The sequence below is a fragment of the Xenorhabdus sp. XBWT genome, assembly GCF_059072735.1.
This window is the reverse complement of the sequence record NZ_CM180990.1, coordinates 3,503,650-3,525,001: the sequence shown is the minus strand read 5'-3', so window position 1 is coordinate 3,525,001 and position 21,352 is coordinate 3,503,650. Positions and strand designations below refer to the sequence as shown.

Below are 21,352 nucleotides of genomic sequence, written 5' to 3'. Positions count from 1 at the left end.
TTGGAGCTACGGTGATGTCGAGTATTGAAGATAAAGTGAAAAGCCTTACCCCGGAGCAAAAAGAGAAGTTACTGCAAAAAGCCAGGATGATGAAAATCAGTGCTAATCAGGCTGAGCCCTTTGCGATATCACAAGGTCTCCAGGAAAGGGGAATGGATTTCTCCCTGATATTTTTCTCAGGAAACGGTTCAACCAATGAACCGGGAAAATATGATCTGCTGATTGAAGCGGCAAAATATGCGGATAAGAGTGGATTCAGCGCGATAGTCACTCCGGAGCGTCATTTACAGCCCGTTGGCGGATTGTTTCCCAATCCGTCTATTTTGAGCGCTGCGTTAGCAATGGTGACCGAACAGATTCAACTGCGTGCCGGAAGCGTGATTATTCCGTTGCATAATCCGATCCGGGTGGCGGAAGAGTGGGCCGTGGTGGATAACCTGTCAAACGGACGGGCCGCCATTTCTCTCGCTACCGGTTGGCATCCGGCAGATTATGTTTTAGCGCCGGAACTGTATGAAAAACGCAGGCAGCAACTATTTGAAAACGTTGAGCTGATCAAACACCTGTGGCAGGGCGAAAAAATCACCCGTACCGATGTCACTGGTAAACCGGTAGAAATTTTAACCCTGCCAAGACCCGTTCAGCCGGTGTTGCCCATGTTTTTGACCTCCAGCGGTAACCCGGAAACCTGGCGCAAAGCCGGTGAAATGGGGCTGAATGTGTTGTGTTCATTAACTAACCACAGCTTTGAAAGCCTGAAAGAAAACATCATGCTGTACCGCAATACGCTGGAAGCTGGCGGATATGATGCTGCAAGTGGGATCGTCTCTGTAATGGTACATACGTTCGTCGGTGAAACAGATGAAGAGGTGAAACAAAAAGTCAGGGAGCCGCTAAAAGGTTTTCTTAATGAATACATCAACCAGAATGATACTCTGAATCCGTTTAAAAACAACAACCAGACGGTGCGGGATGTTATTGATAACGACCGAGAAACGCTGATCAATTACGCGTTTGAAAAGCATTTTTCCCAGACCTCACTGATGGGGTCAAAGCAGAAATGCGTGATGATGGTTGAAAAACTCTACAGGCTTGGCATCGATGAGATTGCCTGCCTAGTAGATTTCGGGCTTTCTCAGCGAGAGATCATTAACGGACTGACCGATCTGGCAGAACTGAAATCCCTGTTTAAAAAAAGACAAAGCACAATACTTCAGGCTTAAATGCCCATAAATGAAACCTGCTACGTACTATCTGGAGAGTAAGCTGTGCCGAACAATCACCGCTCTGTCTATTTTGGCATTATGACGGCTACCATGCTGGATTCTTTTGCCATTGGTATTTTGTTACCCGTTCTTCCTTTTATTGTGATGGATCTTGGCGCCAATGCTTTTTGGGTTGGTGCCCTGTTAAGTATCCAGTTTATTGGCGGCGCTTTGGGTTCTCCGGTGCTGGGTAAACTGGCTGATAATATACCCCGCGTGGTGTTGCTGTTAATCAGCCTGACGGCCATAGCGCTGGGAAACTGGGCGCTGCTGTGGGCATCATCATTAGCGGCCTTGTTTGTCATACGCGCTGTTGTGGGGTTTATGAGTTCAAATCTGGTGATTTTTGAGTCGATCATTTCAGAAATGTCTTCTGAGTCCGACAGAAGTACCGGGCTTGCCAGACTCAGAATTGGCTCTACGCTGGGATTGATTCTTGGCCCCGCCTTTGCGGCTTTGGCGGGGCATCTGGAATTCGCCAATCCCAGGACGGATATGCTGATTGTGGCGGCGGTTGTCAGCAGCCTGATTCCGGTGATTATTGCTTTTACCTTTAAAGGTAAAATCACCGAGTACCATCTTTCCCATAAGAAACGCTCACCTTATAAAGAGGTGTTTAAAACCTTTCGTACCAACGCAAAAGTGCGGGATTTTGCGCTGATTAAAATGCTGATTGCTATGAGCTTCGGGCTGCTCATGGGGATTATTCCCGTATGGTCGGAAAGCGCACTGGGATGGACATCAACGGATGTGTCTAACCTGATGCTGACCTTTGGACTCTCTCTGCTTTCAGTGCAGATCTTTATCGCCATGGGTAAAGCCAAATGGCTCAACAGTATGCCTTCTCTGGCACTGGCTTGTTTTATTGTGCTGCCTGCTTTTGGTTTGGTGATTTTTGCTTCTAACGCCGTTTCGCTGATTCTGCTCAGTTGTTTTATCGGGTTAAGTTCAGCGGTGGTGAATATCACCGTTCCCTCAACCATCAGCAAACTGAGCTATGGCAATGTCGGCGCTGTACTGGGGCTGATGTCCACCATCGTACTCATCGGCAGTACGCTGGGGCCCATGCTGTTTGGTCTGGTTTACGACCACCTGGGCTATGTATGGAGCCTTTTGTGCGGAGTGATATGCGCCGCCTGTGCGACCTGGCTGGCCCTGAAGCATATCCGGGCGTCTGATGTGGCGCAGCCTAAAATCCAAGAAAAAATGTATAACAAATGACCGCGGTGATCCTACTTTCGCCGCGTTGCTTCGATCTTATGAGTATCCGTTAATGATGAACGAACTGTCTATGCTGTCTCCTGTGCAACAAGATATCTATCTTGATGATAAATCAGCCACAAAACAAAACTATGGTATTGGCCTTCATTGCCGTATTAAAGCTGGAATCACTCCGAAAGACATTGAATTTGCGCTGGCAACGCTGGAGCCGGTGGTGCGTAAATTAAGCCAGCCGGTTTGGTTAACTGAAAACAGGGATATGGTGCCTGAAACCAGTATTGAGTATCACTTTATAAAGCGGCACAGCAGCGCAGTGACCTCACAGCACATCACCAACTGGGTCAAAGCCTCATTTTCTTTTTCGGCACCGCTGGTACGCGTTTATTTAATTCACAAAACTCAGGGATACGAATTGCTGGTAGCCAGCCACCATATTCTGTTTGACGGTGAGGCAGTAGTATCACTAACCAACATGTTGATGGATATTGCTCTCCGGCACCATCGGGGGGAAGAATATGATCATCGAGATAAGCTGGAGCTACTCATTAGTTCTCAACATCCGTATTTAGACGGTTTTGACACGCAGGCAGTGGTTGACTACTGGACATTACTAACCGCCAGTGTTCAGCCCGTCATTGATGAAGCCGATCAGGTGAAGTTGGGCAATACAGAATTGGTAAAGTCTGAGGTTTTGCACAGTGACCGGATTAAAGCGATATGTCGTCAGCTCAAAGTTACTGAATCATTTTTATTTAAATGCTTATTCGGTTTTGCGCTGATTGAGCTTTATAACCTTGATGGCCAGCTTTTGATGGATGAGGTGGTGAATTATCGTACTGAGGGAGCCAGAGGCGTTTTGGGGAGCTTTTGTGCCATTACGCCATTCATTTTACCTGCTGTTGGGCGAAACGAAACGCTGTCACAATGGTTCGCCGCCGCCGTAAAAGGACAAAAATCCAGAAAAGGGATGGAAAAGCTCTCTCAGTTCAAAGCTTCACAGCTGGGGCTGAATAAAGAGGGATACCGCGCTATTTATAATTATCACGGTTACTCTCAGCATATCATGACGAATAAAGCGGTTGAGTTTATTTCCTCCTTCACCAGTGAGAATCCGTTTGCTATCCAGTTTTACCTCTACCGCAGTGATGTGCATACGTTGCATATTTTATGCTCTCATCCGAGGGGAACAGAGTATGCCCAGCACATCGCCCGTACCGTGAATGGTGTTTTCGAACAGCTGATTGAAAATTTGTATCAGCCTGTGAATGCTATTTTATTATTGAGTGAGCAACAGAGGGCGGCATTAGATGAGCTGAATAACACAGACAGGGTCTTTGACGAAATCAGTACGCTGAGCGATCTTTTTGACCGTCAGGCCGAAAAAACACCGCATCAGATAGCCGCCATTGACCAGAACACACAGCTTACCTTTGCGCAGCTTCATCAACAGGTTAACGCGTTTGCCACTTATTTATGTGAAAAGGGAGTAAAGCAGGGCGACCGTGTAGGCATCTTTCTGGATCGTTCAGTGTATATGCTGACTGGTATTCTTGGGATTGTGAAAGCTGGAGCGGCCTATGTACCACTAGACACTGACTACCCCGACAGCCGTCTGCAATATATCATTTCGGATGCCGCGGTAGACAGGCTGATCGTAGATGGCAAAAACCGGATGAAGGCGGAAAGCTGGAGCTGTGTCAGCGCTGAAAATCTGATTGTGCTTGATGATGAAGAAACCCGGTTACATCTCAATAATATTGTGGCGGATACCGCTGGGCTTAAAAAACGTCAAAACTCACGTCATGTTGCCTACATTATTTATACCTCCGGTTCAACGGGGAATCCCAAAGGTGTCATGCTCGAACATCACGGAGTGGTAAACCGTCTGGCGTGGATGCAGGACTATTTTCAACTGGATGCCAGCGATACCATTTTGCAAAAAACGCCGTTTGGTTTTGATGTGTCCGTCTGGGAACTGTTCTGGGGCGTAATATGCGGTGCGCGTATCCTGTTTGCTAAAGCCGGAGGCCATAAAGATCCTAACTATCTGACGCAGCTAATCAGTCAGCATAAGGTGACCATTGTTCATTTTGTGCCCTCTATGCTTCAGCTTTTTCTGGAGTGTGGTGAGGCAAACACGGCAACCAGCCTGAAGAATATCGTATGCAGCGGTGAAACGTTAAAAGCCGGAACCTATGAGCAGACAAGGCAGATTTTGCCTTTTGCCACCGTTACCAATCTTTACGGGCCAACGGAAGCCTCAATTGACGTTACCTGCTGGCAGGGATTGCCGCAGCAGCACTATGCCCGTATCCCTATCGGTACACCGATTGATAATACACAGTGCCACATTCTTAATATCCGTCAAAAACGCCTGCCCATGGGGTTTGCAGGAGAGCTGTATCTCGGCGGCGTTCAGCTGGCTCAAGGCTATCTGGGTAAACCAGAACTGAGCAGTGAAAAGTTTATTGCCGACTTTATTAAAGCTGATGGTGTGAACCGGCTTTACCGCACTGGTGATTTGGTGCGTTATGAAAAAGATGGCAATATTGATTATTTGGGCAGAATAGACGATCAGGTTAAAATTCGTGGCCTGAGAATTGAGCTTGGCGAGATTGAAGAACAAATTGCGTGCGATCCCGCAGTGAATAATGCAGTGGTGATCGCCAAAGACGATCAGCGGGGACAAAAAATCCTATTAGCCTATTTCACGGTTACCGAAAACCTGAGCGAGAGCGGTGAAGCGGCAGTGACCGAAAGGGTAAAACAGCATTTGCAGCAGGTCTTACCCGATTATATGCAGCCTGCGGGATATAAAGTGCTGGCAGTGATTCCGCTTTCGCCCAACGGTAAAGTAAACCGTAAAGCGCTACCTGGTATCGATCTGATGGTGACCGGGCAGGCGTTTGAAGCGCCGGTTACCGTAACCCAAAAGCAGTTATGTGAAATTTGGTCGGGATTACTTAATCTGGATAAACAACGTATTGGCCTTAACAGCCATTTCTTTGAGCTTGGTGGGCATTCTCTGTTGCTGATGCAGGTGCAAAATGAAGTACGTGCCCGTCTGGGTATAGAACTGAATCTGATAGAGACTTTCACATATCCGGTATTGCGGGATTTAGCGGCGCGCATTGACAGCTTCTCCCACCAGATTGTACGCCCGGCAGTAGTGCATCATAAAAGAGAGCAGGCAGAATATTATGAATATCCGGCCTCATTTTCTCAGCGGCGTTTATGGTTGCTGGACCAGCTCGAAAGCGGTAATGCACACTATAATCTGCCCGCTGTTCTCCGCGTTGGCGGGCCGTTTGATGTCCGGTTAGCTGAACAGGTGCTGCAAAAGCTGGTAGACAGGCATGAACCGCTCAGAACTCAGTTTTTTAGCGCCGGGGGTGATGTTAACCAGCGTATTGTTAACCCAGTTGAATTTCAGGTCAGTATTGAAAACTGGACGGTATCCCCGCAGGAACAAAAACAGGCGATGCTGTCTGCTCATATTGAGCGCGATGCCGTCACGCCTTTCAGCCTTGAGCAAACTCCTATGCTTCGAGTTTCATATATTCACACCGCAGAATATGAGGGCTGGTTGCTGTTCAACGTTCATCATATCGCTTCCGATGGCTGGTCAATGGGGATTTTGCTGGATGAGTTTGTCAGGCTGTATGATGCCGGAGCGCAAGGCTTACTGGTTGATTTAGCTCCGTTAAGTGTCACTTATGCGGATTATTCCTGCTGGCAGCGTGAGTGGCTGACGGCGGATAAACTTAAACCCCAACTCGCTTACTGGAAGCAACAGCTGCATGACAGCCCAAGAGTACATGGTTTGCCGCTGGATTTTGAACGTCCAGCCATTCAAGGCTTTTCCGGTGCGGAAAAACGCTTCTCTATTGATGCTGCATTAGTGGCACGTTTGCGGCAGATGGGTCAGCAGCAACTGGCAACGCTGTTTATGGTTTTGCACGCAGCTTTTGTGGCGTTGCTTGAGCGTTACAGCGGGCAATCGGATATTGTGATTGGCACACCGGTAGCCAACCGTTCCCAGAAAGAGCTGGAAACGCTGGTAGGGTTTTTCGTCAATAGTCTAGCGCTGCGGGTACAGTGTAATGAGAATGCGAGCTTTCTGGATCTGCTGGCTCAGGTACGCAAAGTTAATATTGATGCTTTCTCAAACCAGGAAGTGCCCTTTGAGCTGCTGGTTGAGACGTTAAACCCAGAACGTTCGGTACAGCATTCTCCAATTTTCCAGATTATGTTCAGCATGGATCCACAAGATTTTTCGGTGCATTCACAATCCGGCGTGACCTTTGAACTTATGCGTCAGCCGGGCCGGTTTGCCAAATTTGAGTTGCAGCTGAACGCCGCTGAACATGCACAGGGTATTAACTTCACGCTCGAATATAACCGGGATCTTTTTTCGGCGGAGACCATTGAGCTGATGAGTCATTGCTTTGTCAGATTACTGGAAGAGGCGGTTACCAAACCGGAAAGTGCGTTAGGCGCGCTGGAAATTTTGCCGGTGGACGAAGCATACCGCCAGATTCATACCTTAAACGCAACCGCGCAGGCGCTTCCGGATGACGGAGATATCTTGAGCCGGATTGAATACCAGACTCAGCTTCAGGGTAAAGCAACGGCGGTAATCTGCGGGGACGAGTCGCTGAGCTACCGGGTGCTGAATACACAAGCTAACCAGCTGGCGCACTGTTTGATTAATGCGGGGGTAAACGCCAATGAATTAATTGGTTTGTGTGTGAGACCTTCTTCCGCCCTGATTTGCTGCGTTCTGGGGATTGTTAAGGCGCAGGCTGCTTATGTGCCCATCGATCCGTGTTATCCGCAGGATCGTATCCAGTACCTGATTCAGGACAGTAGAATTCGTTTCCTGTTTGTGGATGATGCTACGGCAGAGATGATTGCACCGCAGGCGGAGACATTATCGATTATCCTCATCAATGTTTCTGATCCTGAGTCTTGGCGGCATTTCAGCGGAAAAAATCCGCAGCTTCCGCCACTCAGTGCGAAGAAACAGCGACTGTACACCATCTATACTTCCGGTTCTACCGGGAAACCCAAAGCAGCACAGGTGGTTCACCGCGGGGTACAGAACTTGCTGCGCTGGTATACCGGTAGGATTGCTCAGCCCGCAGAAGATTGTACGCTGCTGATGAGTTCAATTTCGTTCGATTTAACCCAGAAAAACATCTGGTCAACGTTAATGACTGGTGGCAGGTTAGTATTGAACGATAGCCCTTATTATGATGCTGACGCCCTTAAGCAACTGGTTTTTCAGCACCGGGTAACACGCATTAACTGTGCGCCGAGTGCGTTTTATCCTTTGGTGGAAGGAGATGACGCCTTTACGCTGCTGGTCAGCCTGAAACAAGTGTATCTCGGCGGTGAAAGCATCACCATGAAACGACTACACCCCTGGCTGAACCAGACGGATTGCGAGCTGGTAAACTCCTATGGCCCAACGGAATGTACTGACGTGGTGTCTTATCATGTGATTGCTGCTGATGAAACCGCTCCGCCAATCGGACGCCCGCTTCCCAATACACAATTTTATGTCCTGAATGCGCATCAGCAGCTGTTACCGCCCGGTAGCATTGGCGAACTTTATATTGGTGGTACCGGCGTAGGGCTGGGATATCTGGGACGGCCGGAGCTGACGGCTGAAAAGTTTATTCCTAATCCTTTTGGTCCGGACAGGGATGATATACTTTACCGCACTGGCGATCTGGTGAGCTATCTGCCGGACGGTAATCTGGCGTATCACGGCCGGACGGACAGCCAAATCAAGATCAGAGGATTCCGTATCGAGCTGGGTGAAATTGAACAGCACATCACACAGTTTACCTGCGTCACCGGAGCTGCCGTGGTTGCCCGTGATGATGAACAGAGACAGACTCAGCTTCATGCTTATTTCACTACGGAAGAGAAACCTGTAGACATCAGTGTTGCCACGGCACAACTACATGCGTATTTACAAACAGTGCTGCCTAAATTTATGTTACCCGCAGGCTATAAATGGATGGAAGCACTGCCGCTTTCTCCTAACGGTAAAGTGAACCGCAGCGCCTTACCTGATGTTGATTTGCTGGCAAAGCAGGAGGGTTATCAGACTCCGCAAACGGCGACAGAGCAGGTGCTGGCCGAAATATGGTCTGGCTTGCTGGGCATTGAATGTGACCGGATTAGCCTTAATGCCCGATTCTTTGCTCTCGGCGGTAACTCGATTCTTACCACCCAGTTGTTAACCCGTATTCGCAACCGTTGGGGAGAGGTTATCACCCTGGCGCAGATTTTTGATGTGCAGTCGCTGAACCGGATGGCCAAAATCATTGACGGCAATGCCTGCCGGCAGGACGAAGAGCATCACCCGCAGGTGATTGTGAAAAGAAAACAGCCCTCAGATTTCCCGCTTTCGGATGCTCAGAAGCGTATCTGGTTTCTGTCGCAGCTCAATCCAGATGATGTCTCCTTCAATATTTTTGGCTGCTATCAGATTCAGGGCCCTCTGGACAGTGGGCGGTTGAACGCGGCAATGGCTGCCGTAGTGGCGCGAAACGCCGTTTTGCGTACACGTTTTATTCGTGGCGACTGGCCGCAGCAGTATTTCGATCAGGGGCAGGAAATACAGCTAACTACTCTGCGTCTTACTTCCGAAGATGCGCAACAGAACTTACGTGAGCTTGAACGCCTTAAGGCTGCGGAACAAGGGCACGCATTTCAGCTTAATGATGAGCCTTTGTTGCGCGTCACGCTAATAGAAACTGCTCAGCACAGCAAATATCTGCTGGTGAATATCCATCATATTATCAGCGATGGCTGGTCGTTAAGGCTGTTTGTTGAACAGTTAAAACAGGCTTATGAACAGCCGGAGGCATTCAGACGTCAGCCGCACTTTGCTATTGATTACTGTGATTTTGCGCAGTGGCAGGGCGAACAGCTTAGCAGTGAACGTTACAAGACGTTATCTGAATACTGGCAGAAACAGTTACAGGGAGAAATAACGCCGCTGACCTTACCAGCCGCTAAAATTGGCCAGTGCATCAGTGAACGCAGCGAAATGTTTGAGCAGCAGGTTGACAGCGCGTTTTATCAGAATGTGCTTAGGTTTGCCGCCGCGCATCAGGTGACGCCGTTTATGCTGGTGCTGGGATTGTATGCGTTATTGCTGCACCGCCACTCTTCGCAGGAAGATTTAATTATTGGTATGCCTATCGCCGGACGTCAGCAACGGCAAACAGAATCCATGCTTGGCTGCTTTATCAATGTGCTTCCGGTGCGTCTGACGCCGGGTGCGGCAGTGCCGTTTTCTGAATTTCTCCGGCAGGTCAGAACCCTTTGCCTGGAGGCATTTGAGCATCAGGATATGTCGTTTGAACGCATTGTTGAACTGGTTAATCCAGAACGGCATATGCACCGTAGCCCTCTGTTTGATGTCATGCTTAACTGGAATGAAGGTCTCTCACAAGAGATGGTTATTGGTGATTTAACGCTCAGGGAAGAGCCGAATCTTTTAGCTAAAGCGAAATATCCTCTGACGCTATATGCCGTTGAAACACCGGAAGGGCTTACGCTGCGCTGGCATTACCAGGCTGATGTGCTGGACGGTCAGCTTATTCAGGAGATGTCCCACCAGTTAAGTGAATTACTTGCGCAGGTGATAGAGCAACAGCAGCGCAAACTGGGCGATTTTAGTCTGGTGACGGCTTTGGCATCTCAGTGTTATCACTGCGAACTGAATACGCCTTCTGAATCTCCGGTATTGGCAGAACTCTTGCTCTCTTCATTGCATCATTATCCGCAGCTAACGGCGGTGAGCTGCAATCGTGTTGCATGCTCTTATCATGACTTGTTTGCGAATGCAGCGCGCGTTGCGGAGTTAATGGCGCAAAATGGTTTCTCACAGGGTGACGTTGTGGCAATTGCTGGTGACAGAAGCGTGGGATTTATTTCGTCGATGCTGGCGGTTGTCCTTGGAGGAGGCGTTTTACTGACGCTGGATAAATCAGCTTCATCGCAGCGTTTTGAACAGATTTTGCAACAGGCTGAACCACGGCTGTTGCTGTGGATAGGTGATGAGCAAATTCCATCAGCGCTTAAGGCGATTACCTGCCGGATTGCTATTGTGGCTGACGGAATAACCAGGGGGACATTGTCTGCGGCAGATCTGTTTACGTCAGTAAACATTGACGCTAATGATGCGGCCTATATTTTCTTCACATCAGGCACTACCGGTAAACCCAAAGGCATTCTTGGTCATCAGGGCGGGCTGGCGGGCTTTTTGATGTGGCAACGTCAGCATTATCAGATTGCGCCAGGAGAAAGAGGGGCACACCTTACCAGCTACGGTTTTGACGTTGTACTGCGTGATGTATTCCTGCCGTTGTGTTCCGGCGCGACACTCTGCATTCCTCCGGCAAATACTGAGTTGTCTCCGCAACCGTTGTTCGCCTGGATGCGGCAGGAATCCATCAGCTATTTTCATACTGTGCCGAGTATTGCAGGTTTTTGGCTGAATCAGAAAGAAACCGATATTTCTCTGCCTTCTTTACGCCGCGTCTTTTTTGCCGGAGAACCGTTAACTCAGGCAACGGTGAAACAGTGGCAGCAAAGGGTTAACCCGGCCTCGGTAGTAACCAATCTGTATGGCCCGACAGAAACCACAATGGCGAAGTTCTTCTTTGACGCTGATATGACAACTGCTGTTTCTACGGTACTTCCCGTTGGCAGGCCCATTGACGGCGCAAGTTTTGATCTCATTACGCCACAGGGAGAACCTTGCGGTATCGGGGAAATAGGTGAAGTGGTAATTAAAACGCCCTATGCCTCAAAGGGTTATCTTGTCAGTGGCTATGTCTATCCTTTCAGGGATCTTTCATCTGGGCAAAACAGGCTGATTGGCTATCATACCGGCGATCTGGGTTACCTCAATGCCAATGGCGTACTGCATCTCGCAGGGCGTAAAGACGATCAGGTTAAAATTTGCGGGGTACGCATTGAGCTGTCGGAAGTACAGCTGGCAGTGAGGGAAGCACCTTCTGTCACCGATGCAGTGGTTTTACCTTTTGTCCGGACTAATGGTGAAAAAGCCCTTGCCGCTTACGTTGTTTCTGCTGATTCAGCTATTGGTGGAAAAGTTTTGGATTATGTGCGCACGCGGCTGGACTCAGTCATGGTGCCCGCAGTCGTTATTGCCATTGAGCGCCTCCCGCTGACGGTTAACGGTAAGGTAGATCGTAAAGCGCTGCCCGATGCGAACATCAGCCTGCAACCGGCGAGTCAGAGAAACATCGTCCCGCCGCAGAATGAACTGGAAAAACGTCTTCATGCTATCTGGCGTCAGGCATTGGGGCACGATGGATTTGGGCGGCGTGACCGCTTTTTCGATATTGGCGGTCATTCTCTGCTGCTGATGCAGGTCAGAAGTGATATTACGCGTGAGTTTGATAAGACGCTGGAGCTCGTCACGCTGTTTAAATATCCCACCATTGAAACGCTGGCAATGGCTATTGGAGACAACTCTGAGCCGGGCGAGAATGTGGTTCAAAGTGCCAGAATACGGGCTGACCGGCGTAAGCAGATGCTGGGGCGCAGACGTGGCATGAATGCCGAGGCCGGGTCTTCCCTGGAATAACGGTTATGCAGATTCTGAAGAAAAAGCGTTATATCGTACTGTTGCTGTGTTTAGCGGGTATTTTTGCCGCCTGGTTCGTCAGAGCTGAACTGACGGAGGTACTTACGGCAAAACTGCTGAAAAATAAAAAAACACTTTCAGCCTATCCTTCAGCATCAGGACTCCCCTATGAACAGGGGAATGTTCTGTCCGGTGCGGGTAAATCCATCAGTTACTGGTGGATTCCGGCTGTGCCGGGGTCACAAAAAGCCGTGAAAGATAAGAGTGTTCTTATCTTTCACGGACAGGATGAAACGCTCGATGACTGGATTAAGGCGATTAGCGTATTAACCGGTAGCGGATTTAATGTCATGATTTTTGACTATTCCGGCTATGGTTTGAGTGCGCCTGCTGACGACATTGACGGCTGGCCGCATGATGTGTCGGCCATCAGCGATCTGTTTTCCCGTAAGGCAACCGGTGAGAAGTTTCTGCTGGGTTTTTCGATGGGCGGAGCGGTACTGCTGGATAGTCTTGCGCAGGTACAACCTTACATTTGCGCCATTGGGCTGGTTTCAACTTTTTCATCGTTGAAAGAAGTGGTGTACGAGAAATATCCTGTTCTGGCGTATATGCCTTTTTTGTTACCTAATTATTTTGACTCAAAGAAACGACTGAAGGATATTCAGGTACCTATTTTTCTTCTTCATATCGAAAATGACGAAGAGATTGACGCCGGACATTTTCAGCGGCTGGCGGCAATCAGGAATGAACAGGTTGAGCCAGTGCTGATTAAAGGGCTATACCGGCATAATCAGTTTTGGCAGCAACCCAATCAGAAACCTTTTAGTGAGGTTGTTGCCTGGTTTCAGCATCAGCATTGCGATAAGCGCTAAACGCAGGAGAGTTACTGTGTCCGCAGAGAATAACGCGATTTGTTATATACGTCCGCATCATGCTGCACGCCTCAGATTGATCTGCTTTAGCTATGCAGGGGGCAGTGCTTCGGTTTACCGGCCCTACGATAAGCTGGTTCATCCTGATGCAGAAATTATTTCTGTTCAGCTTCCCGGCAGAGGAACACAATTCAGCGACCCGCCGATAAAGGACTGGCCCTCAATGAAGTCTTTTATTTATCAGGTGCTGTCCGAGGTTTGTACCAAGCCTTATATCCTGTTTGGCCACAGCTTCGGCACACGGCTGGCGTTTGAGAGCGCGTTACACCAAACGCGGCAGGATAATCCGCCGTGCCATATGATCTGCTCCGGTGCCAGAGCGCTCCATCTGCGTAATCACGCCGATCCGATTCATGAATTGCCGGATGAGGATTTTGTTGAGAAACTTGGTCAGATGGGGGGAACGCCTCAGGCTATTATCGAGAACAGAGGGCTGATGAATTTGCTGATTCCGATGCTGAGAGCAGACTTCGGGCTTTCTTATGCTCATACGGTGAATCAGAACACCCGCTTTAATTTCCCTGCCACCATTTTGTACGGAACCCGTGATGAACGGACACCGCTGGAGGCGGTTTATGCCTGGCAAAAATATTTCTGTTCACCTATTGATGTTAAGCGTGTGGAAGGCGGACATTTCTATATTCACAGTAATCCTAACAGCGTTGCTGGACATATTAATTGTATAGTTTCCGCAATACTATTGAATAAAGGTTGTATTGGCTGAGTAATATCCTCAAGTAAATATATAACAAAAACAACATAATATGACATAAAGTATAAATCCAAGTAACGAAGAATAACTATAGTGTCAAATTACACTAATTTAACTATAAGAGAAAAAAATATGAGTGATATTGAAATTAAAGAAATTAAATCGAGCAAAAATTATACAAATAAACTGATTACACTATTGACTGACTGCGTTGATAATGGTGCCTCTATCGGTTTTATTGCTCCGCTGAAAAGAGAGAGTGCAGTTGGATATTGGAATGGTGTAGATGCTCAGCTTAAAGATGAAAATTGCCGACTCCTGATTGCGCTGAAAGACACTGAAATTGTTGGGAGTGTTCAAATTGGGCTAACAAAAAAAGATAACGGTAAACACCGGGGGGAAATCGAGAAACTCATGGTAAAAAAAGCCTGTCGTTCCGCGGGAATTGGAGCATTACTTATGTTAAAAGCCGAGGAAGTATCAACAAATATCGGTTTAAGGCTATTAGTACTGGATACCAGAGAGGGCGATGTCTCTGAAAAATTATACGCGAAACGTGGTTTCACACGCGTAGGAGTTATTCCTGGTTTTGCGTTAAGTTCAAACGGCAACTATGATGGTACGGTAATTTATTATAAAGAGATCTTTTAGGGTTACGGAGAAAGTCTACACGAATGTATATTACCTACTTTTTCAGCATTTTTTTGAATAACTATTCAAAAAAATGCTGAAAAAGGAAATTTGGAGAGCCCGTCATTACTTCAAATAGAGAAAATGATAGTTAGTACTTCTATCTTTCTTAAGCAAGCAGTATTGGTGTGAAAGTGTGGTTGATTAACTTTTTGTTGTGCTCCGCCAATCTGCATCAATATTAATAATTTGTTTTATAAAAGATATCTATATGATCGCAATGGTTAATATTATTTCGCGCTTTTTTATTTTAGAAATCAAGAAGTATTGGACACTTATTTAGCCCCTTATCTCTTATTATCAAGCAAAAATTTGACCCCACTCAACTCAATCGATAGAATATTTAATTGTTATCTATGATCCATTGCCTGTAAGAATCAGCATTAAGTGGCAAAACAAAACTCCCGTAGCCTGCAAGGGAGAGCAAGATTGCGGTACATCTGCGCACTTTTGGAAGCAGATATCGTTGGACAATAACCCATCGTCTGGCGATGAAAGTTATCCGGTTTTTGGATTCACCGGCTTACCACACTTAGAGCAGTCCCCTGCCACGTTTACCATCACAATTTAACCTTGCACGATCTTAATCCACACTTTGATTAACTCACGATAACGTTCCGAATACTGTGCGGCGCCACTTGAGTATGAGCTGCGCTATTACCAAGTGACGCCGCTAAGCGGCCAACGTCCAGAGCACGTCCGGCCTGCCTTTACAACCCATTTGAACTCCGAATTACTCAATGAAACCGCTCGAAATAAGCCATTGACCGTAAGCGTACGGGGAACCCCACCTAGCCAGGATAAATCCATTGATTAAAATAGTTTCACCTATTCTGATGATGGAAAAAACTCACATGAGCCAATCCAGGTTTACTCAAGCCGAGTGGCGGGACCTGTTTGAACAGCAGAAAAAATCCGAACTGACGGTCCCGCAGTTTTGCCAAAAAATCGGTGTGTCGACCACCCGGTTCTATCACCACCGCCAACGCACCTCCCATCCACCGGAAAAGCCGTCTGGGCTGGCTTCACCGTCTGCTTTTATTAACGTCAGCACCGCTCAGAAAAAATCCGCCTCATCCAGCCCACTCCCCATCTTATTTGAGACACCACAGGGCACACTGCGTTTTCCTGCCGGCACGGATAAGCATGTTATCATTGCGATTATTCGGGGGCTCGCCGCATGAAAATGTTTGTGGATGTGCCGGAGGTGTATTTGTGCCGCTCATTTATCGACTTCCGAAAATCCATCAACGGGCTGGCGGTCTGGGTAGAGCTGGAAATGCAACTGTCGCCGACGCAAACCGCGTTATTCCTCTTTTGCAACAAGAAGCGGGATAAACTCAAAATCCTCTACTGGGATAAAACCGGGTTTGCGCTCTGGTACAAACGGCTGGAGAACGCGAAATTCAAATGGCCCACCGCCGTCAACAGTGCCTCCCTGACCCTGACAGAGCAGCAACTGCACGGGTTGTTATCGGGTTATGAGGTCATCGGGCACCAGCCCTTCTCCGTCCAGGATTGCCATGTCGCCTGATCCCTTGATGATCATCAAACCAACGGGCATTAATTACGCTTTTTCGCCGGGGATGGCATAAAATGTCCCCATGAAAATTGATATTGATGCCCTGCCCAATGACCCCGCTGAACTGAAACGGCTGCTGATTAAGCAGTCGCAGCGGCTGGCCTTTTTGGAAGAGCAGTTCCGTTTAGCCCAACAAAAACGGTTTGGGGCTTCCTCGGAAGCGTTCCCCGGCCAGGGGGAGTTGTTTAACGAAGCGGAAGAAATTGCGCTGCCGGCTGAAACGGCCGCCGCACAGGAAACCCTCACACCTCCCCGCCGTAAGCCGACACGCAACCCCCTGCCCAAAGATTTACCGCGCGAAACCGTGTTCCATGATATCGCCGAGGAAGAAAAACAGTGTGCGTGCTGTGGCGGCAGGTTGCATCAGATGGGGGCAGATCGCAGTGAAAAACTGTTGTTCATTCCCGCTCAAATCAGGGTGGTTGAGCATGTCCGCCCCAAATACGCCTGCCGTGAATGTGAAAAATCCGGCATTCAGACGCCTGTCAAACAAGCCTCCCTGCCAGCGATGCCCATCAAGAAAGGCATGGCGACCAGCAGCCTGCTCAGCCAGCTTATCACCAGTAAATATCAGTATGGGTTACCGCTGTACCGTCAGGAAAGTGTGTTCAAACAGTATGGCATTGACCTCAGCCGCCAGACCCAGAGTGACTGGATAGTAAAATCCGCGCAGTTGTTTGCGCCTTTGGTGACCAGGTTCAGGGAAACGCTGTTGCAACAACCGGTTCTCCATGCGGATGAAACCCCGGTGAAGGGGGTGACGTCTGAAAAAACGACCCATTACATGTGGGTCTATTGCGCGGGCACCGATGCCCCCGACCGCCAGTCGAATACGCCGAATATCGTGCTGTATGACCACCAGACCAGCCGCTCAGGGACCTGCGCCGCTGGCTATCTGGCGGGTTTTCAGGGGTACTTGCACGTGGATGGCTATCAGGGCTATGAGCAGACCGGCGCCCGGCTGGTCGGCTGCATGGCTCATGCCCGCCGAAAATTTATGTCGGCGAAGCAGGTGCAGGGAAAAAACAAAACGGGCAAAGCTGATCTCGCGCTGAGTCTGATCCAGTCACTTTACCGGGTAGAGCAGCAAATCAAGGGGTTAAGCCCGGCCGAAAAATACCGGCTCCGACAGGAAAAAGCGCTCCCCATTCTGGATAAATTATCGGCCTGGCTGATCAAGACCCAATCTCAGATGCTCCCCAAAAGCAAGCTGGGTGAGGCCGTCACTTACCTGGGCAACCAATGGCCCAAACTGATCCGCTATCTGGAGGATGGCCGGGATCTTTTTCCCTTTCTTTTTAGTCCAAAAAAATATGATATCAGCGCTATTGTGCCTAAAAATGTGAGTTTATGCGAAGTTTTTATGAATATGAGCCATATTCAGGATGAGAAACTCATGTGATAAAGCGTCAGAAGAATATTTATCTTCTGGTCTGGCCTGTTGCTATAGAAAGATCAAACCAATGACATTGCATATTCCACCTGCCAAACAGACTCCGCCATTACCTCAAACGGAGTCTATCCCCTGACAGGAGGAAAGAGCAACTTCATGGATCAATTTGGCAAGATCAGACAACGCTGGCAAATCAAGCAAAATCACGTAAACACAGAACCGCCTTAGCTTCCACACGCAAATGCCAGCCGATGCCAGGCATTACGCGTCCAGCTATCCGATTCTGCCCAGAATGCCCATTTTGTCTGCGCATCCATAGAACCGGAACTGGCAGAAAGATAATCTGTGGAGACCACATAAAACTCCCTCACCCAGCCCTCATAGTGATAAAAATTCCCCCACTCTTCATAAAGCCGTTCAAGTGCATATTTGGGCGCAATCTGGCTGCTGAGAGATTGACAAATTTGCGTTGCATTAAAATAAAAATCTTTCGTTATGCCTGAACGCTCGAACCAGGTATCGCTTGTTAAGGTCAGTACCACCTGCTGCCCTGCTTCATCGGTACCTGTCAGTCTCACACCATCAGGACGTTGCTGTACGACCACCGTATCACCGGATACTGTGACCGCCGGAGAATCATCACTCTGCCAGTTCACCCGGCCTGTATTATCGGCGATGATGATGCGGAATTTCGCGCCGCGCCAGAAAACTGAAGGCCCACGGGTACCAAAGGATTTCTGGTTAGCATTACCGCCCTGACTGTCAACGGCAACGGTATCGGCAATATGTAATGGCGGGATAAAGTCGACTGTGGGTGGAATAACCGCCTGGTCATCAATAATGGCCGTCACTGAAGCGGTGTCTGCCTTCTGGCTGATCAGTGTCGCGCGGGCTTCGCCGTTTTCATCGGTTTCAATCTGAGCGTCTGTAAAGTGACCGTTGTCCGAACGCCACCAGACAGGAATACCGACGGCGGGCTGTCCGGTCAGGTTTTTCACCATCACGGTCAATGTGATGCTATCCTGACCATTGGCAATAATGCGGGTTTTATCTGCATGCAGGGTGGAGGTCAGCACGTCATCAAACCAGAGCGTCGGGGGTGGTCACCGTCTTATCATCAACCTGGATCCATACCCGGTGCTCACCGGCAACGGTGCTGGTCAGTTGAACTTGTGCCAATCCCTGCGAGTCGGTTCGGGTCTCTGCTGATGACAGGACGCCGTTGTCGGTATGCCAGATGATGGCCTGATTTTCAACCGGTAACCTCAGTATATCTTCAACAATCGCGGTCAGCACGATGGCTTCCTGCCCGTCGCAGGGCAAACGGGTCTAAATTAGACTGACGTAAAACCCATCGTAAGCACTTTCAACATATAGTCATTATCCCATCCCGCTTTCTGGCGCTTGGTTTTCACACCCACTTTAACCGTTTTCTCATTTTTCAACAGGTTAAGCGCTATTTTATTCATTAAAGCAATGTTTTCAGCGGCATGACCACTTCTCAGGCGCTGTCTGTCTTCACCAAAACTGACTCCAGCTGCCAGTGCAACTTCGTTTCAATATGCCAGTGACTGCGTATCGCATACGCGATAAAGTCGGCTGGCTTATCGCTATGACTGGTGATGTAGTAACGTCTCTCGTAACTTTCGGGTTTTCCCTGTGCTTCCCGCCAGGACTCCACCACCGCTATCCCGCCCAACGTCTGCCACTGAGGATACCGTTCCTTCAACCAATTGACATCGTTGATCAGCCACACCTGACGCTGTTCGATACGACCATGATCCCCCTCTGTACTCCTGTCTCTTATACACAAATCCCTCAATAAAAATTGAGGGATTTTTTTGAACGTTTGCCTCAATAATAGATCTCAGGATAAAACCATAAATTGAGGTAAGCTGGCCTGTTTTTAACGGAGGCGGAACAATGGGCAAAAGACACATTCTCCCGGGCAAATCTGGGCGATCACCGACGGACAAAACGCTTGGTTAAGTTCACGTCATCGCTCGCTAATCATATAGGACAATCGATTGTGCAATCGTTAAAAACCCCGGCCGATATTGAGGCCGCTTACCGCTTTATCCGTAATGAGAATATTGAAGCCGGGGCGATAGCCGAGGCGGGCTTTGCTGCCACGGCGGAGCAGGCCAAATCCTATGACTGCCTGCTCGCACTGGAAGATACCACCACACTGAGTTTCACGCACGAGACCGTCAGGGATGAAATGGGGTATACCTCTTCCAGCCAAAAACCCACGGGTATGCTGGCGCACTCGGTGCTGCTTTTTTCGCCTCGTCAACAACAAGTTGTGGGGTTGATTGAGCAAAAACGCTGGGTGAGAGACATCAGGGATTATGGCAAGAAAAAACACCGCCATAGCCGCGCTTATGAGGAAAAAGAAAGCCATAAGTGGGAAGCAGCTTCACGGGCAATGGCAGCTCGCTTGGGCCCCGATATGGCGAAGGTCATTAGCGTCTGTGATCGTGAATCGGATGTCATTGAATACCTGACCTATAAGGTCACGAACCAACACCGTTTTGTCCTCCGCTCAATGCAAGACCGCCGTCTGGAAGAAAGCGAAGAAACGCTGTACACCTTTAACGGGGCTTTACAGCCTGCGGGAGAAAGAAGGGTTCACGTTGCCCAGCGCGGTGCTCGCAAGGCGCGTGAGGCTATTTGTGAAATCCGTTATGCCCCCGTGACGGTCAAAATGCCGGTTAAAAAACCCGGCGAGTCGGTCGCGCTGTACTATGTGTCCTGTCAGGAAATCAACCATGACAAAGCGCTTTGCTGGCACCTGTTGACGTCAGAACCCGTGCACAATCAGGAAGAGGCCAAACGGGTACTGGATTACTATGAAAAACGCGGGCTGATTGAGGAGTTCCACAAGGCGTGGAAAAGCGGCGGAACGCAGGTTGAAGGGTTGCGAATGCAAAGCAAGGACAACCTGGAAAAAATGGTTGTCATCCTGGCCTTTATCGCCGTACGGGTGCATCAACTGCGCTATCTGGGCCTGAACAGAAAAGAAGCGGAACAGCAAAGCTGTGAAACGCTTCTGAGTCCGCTTGCGTGGAAGTTACTGTGGTCGAAGCAGGCGAAGACAAAGCCACCTAAAACCGCCCCAAGCGTCCACTGGGCCTATATCAGTCTGGGTAAACTCGCCGGCTGGAATGATTCGAAACGTAACGGTCGCGTTGGGTGGGAAAGGCTATGGGAAGGCTGGTTTATGCTACAGACCCTCGCTGAAGGTTATTTACTGGCCAAGTCTCTTGATCTCTAAGATGTGACCAAGAGACAGGTAAGTACGGGGATAAACCGTAACATTATTGCCCAGATGAGAGCAAAGGGGCGTGTTCCCCGTAAGTACGGGGATAAACCGTGCGAAACGAGGTCATATAGCAGAATCAATATAATAAGACATAAGTCACATGCTCTGTAAACAGCTCATCAATAGAGCATCTTTCTCGTCTTCTTGTTGCTTTTGTTTCAGCCCATTTGTTTTCGATAGGATTTAAATCTGGGCTGTAAGGCGGAATCCATTCTAACTGGCATCCGTGATCGGTTATCGCTTGTCGCGTGTCACCGCGTTTATGGAAAGGGGCATTATCCATCACAATCACTGTCCCCTTAGGGAGCTTCGGCAACAAATCTTGTGTCATCCAGGCATGAAACACATTCGCATTAAGGGTTCCGGCAAACAAACTTAAGGTCACAAAGGTATTTTTAATGATAGCACTAATGGCATTAAGGCGGCCTTTGTGCTGCCAGTCATGTAAACCAAAACAGCGGGACCCTTTTAACGAATAGCCATGCGTACGTGGCATGGACTGCTCAAAGCCGCTTTCATCCAGATAAACAATCTGTTTGCCCGCCTGCTCATGATGGCGGATACGCTCGCCAAATACCTGACGCGC

Annotated in this window: 13 protein-coding genes and 2 pseudogenes; 10 read left to right on the top strand and 5 right to left on the bottom strand. The window is 48.8% G+C overall.

The features are described 5' to 3' along the window. Positions 1 to 14: 14 nt before the first annotated feature. The 9 genes and pseudogenes from AC5JQI_RS15370 to tnpC all read left to right on the top strand — a co-directional run. Complete coding sequence (locus AC5JQI_RS15370; RefSeq protein ID WP_493912798.1) at positions 15 to 1,223, top strand: MupA/Atu3671 family FMN-dependent luciferase-like monooxygenase; 1,209 nt, start codon at positions 15 to 17, stop codon at positions 1,221 to 1,223. A gap of 45 nt (positions 1,224 to 1,268) precedes the next feature. Beyond that, entirely contained in the window at positions 1,269 to 2,486 is a 1,218-nt protein-coding gene (locus AC5JQI_RS15365) for an MFS transporter (protein WP_493912797.1), read from the top strand. 52 nt (positions 2,487 to 2,538) lie between these two features. Continuing rightward, positions 2,539 to 12,129, top strand: a complete 9,591-nt coding sequence (locus AC5JQI_RS15360; RefSeq protein ID WP_493912796.1) for an amino acid adenylation domain-containing protein — start codon at positions 2,539 to 2,541, stop codon at positions 12,127 to 12,129. Positions 12,130 to 12,134: 5 nt separating this feature from the next. Further along, a complete protein-coding gene (locus AC5JQI_RS15355) occupies positions 12,135 to 13,004 on the top strand; it encodes an alpha/beta hydrolase (protein ID WP_493912795.1) in 870 nt (289 codons plus the stop codon). A 16-nt stretch (positions 13,005 to 13,020) separates the two neighbouring features. Then, positions 13,021 to 13,788, top strand: a complete 768-nt coding sequence (locus AC5JQI_RS15350) for a thioesterase II family protein (RefSeq protein WP_493907576.1) — start codon at positions 13,021 to 13,023, stop codon at positions 13,786 to 13,788. 120 nt (positions 13,789 to 13,908) lie between these two features. Next, complete coding sequence (locus AC5JQI_RS15345; RefSeq protein WP_493907575.1) at positions 13,909 to 14,427, top strand: GNAT family N-acetyltransferase; 519 nt, start codon at positions 13,909 to 13,911, stop codon at positions 14,425 to 14,427. 893 nt (positions 14,428 to 15,320) lie between these two features. Further along, positions 15,321 to 15,650, top strand: a complete 330-nt coding sequence (tnpA, locus tag AC5JQI_RS15340; RefSeq protein WP_493912782.1) for an IS66 family insertion sequence element accessory protein TnpA — start codon at positions 15,321 to 15,323, stop codon at positions 15,648 to 15,650. Further along, entirely contained in the window at positions 15,647 to 16,000 is a 354-nt protein-coding gene (gene tnpB / locus AC5JQI_RS15335) for an IS66 family insertion sequence element accessory protein TnpB (protein ID WP_275358884.1), read from the top strand. Before tnpA ends, tnpB begins: the two co-directional genes overlap by 4 nt. 70 nt (positions 16,001 to 16,070) lie before the next feature. Further along, positions 16,071 to 17,327: pseudogene (tnpC, locus tag AC5JQI_RS15330) on the top strand (IS66 family transposase); the annotation flags it as partial. 338 nt (positions 17,328 to 17,665) lie between these two features. Here the strand turns inward: tnpC and AC5JQI_RS15325 are convergent. The 4 genes from AC5JQI_RS15325 to AC5JQI_RS15310 are packed head-to-tail and all read right to left on the bottom strand — an operon-like array spanning position 17,666 to position 19,254. Continuing rightward, positions 17,666 to 18,517: an Ig-like domain-containing protein gene (locus AC5JQI_RS15325; RefSeq protein WP_493912794.1), complete on the bottom strand. Its 852-nt coding sequence runs from the start codon at positions 18,515 to 18,517 to the stop codon at positions 17,666 to 17,668. 4 nt (positions 18,518 to 18,521) lie between these two features. Then, entirely contained in the window at positions 18,522 to 18,737 is a 216-nt protein-coding gene (locus AC5JQI_RS15320) for an Ig-like domain-containing protein (protein ID WP_493912793.1), read from the bottom strand. 38 nt (positions 18,738 to 18,775) lie between these two features. Beyond that, complete coding sequence (locus AC5JQI_RS15315; RefSeq protein ID WP_493912792.1) at positions 18,776 to 18,910, bottom strand: hypothetical protein; 135 nt, start codon at positions 18,908 to 18,910, stop codon at positions 18,776 to 18,778. A gap of 32 nt (positions 18,911 to 18,942) precedes the next feature. Then, positions 18,943 to 19,254, bottom strand: a complete 312-nt coding sequence (locus tag AC5JQI_RS15310; protein WP_493912791.1) for an ISAs1 family transposase — start codon at positions 19,252 to 19,254, stop codon at positions 18,943 to 18,945. Positions 19,255 to 19,341: 87 nt separating this feature from the next. Between AC5JQI_RS15310 and AC5JQI_RS15305 the strand changes: the two genes are divergently transcribed. Continuing rightward, positions 19,342 to 20,718 carry an IS4 family transposase gene (locus AC5JQI_RS15305; protein WP_493914703.1) on the top strand — a complete coding sequence of 459 codons (1,377 nt, stop codon included), beginning with the start codon at positions 19,342 to 19,344 and terminating at the stop codon, positions 20,716 to 20,718. Positions 20,719 to 20,842: 124 nt separating this feature from the next. On the opposite strand, the pseudogene AC5JQI_RS15300 reads toward AC5JQI_RS15305, so the two are convergent. Continuing rightward, positions 20,843 to 21,331, bottom strand: a pseudogene (locus tag AC5JQI_RS15300) (IS630 family transposase); the annotation flags it as partial. Between the last annotated feature and the right edge of the window lie 21 nt (positions 21,332 to 21,352).

What these genes read in the sequence shown, in the direction of transcription:
- tnpB (WP_275358884.1), top strand. Translation starts at nt 15,647, where the DNA reads ATGAAAATGTTTGTGGATGTGCCGGAGGTGTATTTGTGCCGCTCATTT.
- tnpA (WP_493912782.1), top strand. Translation starts at nt 15,321, where the DNA reads ATGAGCCAATCCAGGTTTACTCAAGCCGAGTGGCGGGACCTGTTTGAA.
- AC5JQI_RS15315 (WP_493912792.1), bottom strand. Translation starts at nt 18,910, where the DNA reads ATGAATAAAATAGCGCTTAACCTGTTGAAAAATGAGAAAACGGTTAAA.
- AC5JQI_RS15370 (WP_493912798.1), top strand. Translation starts at nt 15, where the DNA reads ATGTCGAGTATTGAAGATAAAGTGAAAAGCCTTACCCCGGAGCAAAAA.
- AC5JQI_RS15355 (WP_493912795.1), top strand. Translation starts at nt 12,135, where the DNA reads ATGCAGATTCTGAAGAAAAAGCGTTATATCGTACTGTTGCTGTGTTTA.
- AC5JQI_RS15360 (WP_493912796.1), top strand. Translation starts at nt 2,539, where the DNA reads ATGATGAACGAACTGTCTATGCTGTCTCCTGTGCAACAAGATATCTAT.
- AC5JQI_RS15345 (WP_493907575.1), top strand. Translation starts at nt 13,909, where the DNA reads ATGAGTGATATTGAAATTAAAGAAATTAAATCGAGCAAAAATTATACA.